A 2,957-nucleotide genomic window follows, 5' to 3' on the forward strand; every position below is an offset into this window, starting at 1 on the left:
TGTGACTCCATCATATTCATCTCAAAACAGTTACAGCAACTACGGAACAAGTTAATCGGACACCAGTGGTCAGGCACATGTTGTTGAACGATGTCCTTTGGTGAGAGACGCCAGAGAATTCCTAGACAATTGTCCCGTGCTGTCGCAGTTTTTCCATGAGCGTGCATTCATCCAGTGGCTCATCGTAGCGCCAATGAATTAATAGAACGCTGTTCCCCCGGCATTTTTGGACTTTTAGCTTATCTCGCTTCGCTGTGTTCCTAAATGCATTCTGATCACCAAAGAAGACTATCGGTTCAAAGTGCTGTCTTCCCTGATACTCAAATGCTAGTTTCTTTGACGGTACGAAAACGTCGAGATGCTGAGGACGTAACCATTCTGGCATGGCGTGTTGCTTCGCGTCTGGGAAAACATTCAGCACAAGCTGATAAAGCTGCGTCTCCGAGACCCAGCCCTCCCCTATACGTGGGAGACCATGCCTTTCTCGCAGAATATTTTCGGCCTCTCTCAGGATTTCTTCGACGAGTTCCAAGAACGGATTTCCAACTTCTTCCCCCGCGTCTCTGTCCCTTATCAGGTTTATTTCGTAGAAATCCTGATCACCTATTCTGTGAGTTCGCCCCGTGTACTCAATCCCGCGAGTGCCACAGCTAGTCTTAGAAACATCTGCCAGCGAGCACAGTGTCATGAAGTCAGGCTCTCTTAATAACTTGTCCCCATAATGCCTCCATAAATCATGGCGGTATATGTCGATTCCGTTCACATGAAGCCCTTTATCCAAGATCTCAGTACGGTAGCTGGCGGGCGAATAAGTTGTCCACACGCACATGTACTCAGGGTCTCTGTGGTACTCAATAACTCTGCAATGCCGAACTTGGTCTGGATATGTGTCAAACAACCTACCTTCTGGGCACGAGTCAAACTGAGCGCTAAAGGAATACATGGACACAGGGGTGGAATCTCTTTTGAACTCACCTTTCCACAGATAAACTCCCATGTGCCAGTCCTGTTTTCTCTTATCGATGAGCTGTTCAATCGTAGGAGCGCATTCAAGCACCACCTCGAGTGGTGATTTGCGCCCCATTTTGCCCAGTCGCTCTAGTGCTTCATCTATGTAAGTCACATATTCGGCGAGATGGGATCTGATTAGCTCGTCGCGTGATGACTCAGTTCTGAAGTACAACAGATCTCTACCCACCAGCGGAATCTTCCCAAGGCGTTTCAAGTAGATCAGCTCACCGGTGAGTTCACCGCAATATCTGTTCCCGAGCAAAGAGTAGTACATACTTGTGGCCCCGGTGTAGTCTCCTTCCGCAATGAGTTCTCTAATCCGTCTGTAACCACCGACTGGTTCCTGAATCTTCCTCCTAGCTTTGTCCAAAGTGCCTGCCCTGTCGTCATAGTATTCTATGAGTCCCTCTTGCATGAGCTTGTCTCGTACCTTCATCCAATCATTCTGGTAGGGGGCAATATACTCTTTGTCGAGATACTCAGCCAGTTCCACCCGCGATCTTCCTGTCTCCTGAATAATGTTCTCTATTACAGTCTCAACTTGCTTCATGATTGATTTCGAAACATAGGCATAACGGCTATCTGAGCGGCAGAATGCGCATATCGTGTCAACTGGTACGCCCTGTATCGTTGGGCGACGATGCAGTTTTGATACAAGACGATACAGACTCGTCATTAGGTCAAGCTGGTCATCCGTAAGAGTCACAACATGCCAGGCGTCCGCACCTTCTCCAAGAACTTGATGCGTGTAGGCGAGTCCAGCGAGTTCAACAGCTTGCGGGTAGTATTTGCTCTTCTCGGAGTATCTGAAGAAGATTCGATAGGTTTCGGCCATGATTTGGGACCTGACGTTGGTCATAACTGGCACTGCTAGATGGGGGGCCGCACCATCAACGTCTGCTGGGTTAAGGTGCAGGTCGTGCTGCCGATACTCTCCCTGGCCGTAGTACAAGTCTCATGCAACAAGGCAATCCAATCATGCGGGTAACGAAAGAGCCTCTCACTGCTCCCTATTTCCTCGTCTAGTGCAGGAGCACCATCTTTCGGGTCTCGTGAAACTCCGTCGTGTTAAGTATGTAGATGTACACTCCTGGCGCAACTTTCCTGCCTTCAAAGTTCCTTCCGTTCCACATTGCAGAGTGTTCACCAGCGTCTTGCTCACCGTTAGCGGGCGCACAAATAAAGCGGCCTGCCACGTCATAGATACGAAGCGAAACAGATGTCCTGTGTCCAAGTTCATAGCCAATCGTCGTGGCCGGAGCGAATGGATTTGGGGAATTCTGATGAAGAGCGAAATGATACGACCGGGGCGCTTCTGGTTTAGGCGGGTCCGTCTGAGTCGGGATTTCGCACTGGGTCGGCACGACCTGAAGCCCGGAGGAGTAGTCTGCGACATAGGCGTACTCTCCTGAAATCGCGACACCGAGGGCCCAACCAGGCGTGTCCACGCTGCCAACTATTATCGGGGATGATGGATTTGATATATAGATCACCTGAGGCCCGTAGTCCCTATCTGCGACGTATGCGTAGCTCCCTGAAAGGGCAACACCATCGGCAGCGAAGGGCGTAGCTACGATGCCAACTACGTTCGGGGATAATGGATTTGAGATATCGACCACATGAAGCCCGGAGAATCCGGATGCGACATATGCGTAGTTTCCTGAGACGGCAACATCCCACGCACCGTTAGACCCAGTGTATGCACTACCAACTATGGTCGGGGATGCGGGATTTGAGATATCGACCACCCGAAGTCCGGGTCCCCCATCTGCGACATATGCGTAGTTCCCAGAAAGGGCAACATTCCAGCCGTCAGAGGCAGGCGTATGTACGCTACCAACTATGGTCGGGGATGCGGGATTTGAGATATCGATCACGTGAAACCCATAGCCCCTGTCTCCCACATACGCGTAGTTTGCTGAAACGGCAACACCACTGGCAGAACC

Annotated in this window: 2 protein-coding genes; both read right to left on the reverse strand. The window is 50.5% G+C overall.

Going from position 1 to position 2,957, the window contains the following annotated elements:
* Positions 1 to 121: 121 nt before the first annotated feature.
* Entirely contained in the window at positions 122 to 1,870 is a 1,749-nt protein-coding gene (locus QME66_13155) for a hypothetical protein (GenBank protein MDI6809895.1), read from the reverse strand.
* Between the two features lie 163 nt (positions 1,871 to 2,033).
* Positions 2,034 to 2,957: FlgD immunoglobulin-like domain containing protein (locus QME66_13160; GenBank protein ID MDI6809896.1), on the reverse strand; the 924-nt coding region annotated here is incomplete at its 5' end.

The sequence above is a fragment of the Candidatus Eisenbacteria bacterium genome (assembly GCA_030017955.1).
Lineage (GTDB): Bacteria > Eisenbacteria > RBG-16-71-46 > JASEGR01 > JASEGR01 > JASEGR01.

Bases quoted from the DNA above. Each gene is read 5' to 3' on its own strand.
- QME66_13155 (MDI6809895.1), bottom strand. From the start codon at position 1,870: ATGACCAACGTCAGGTCCCAAATCATGGCCGAAACCTATCGAATCTTC.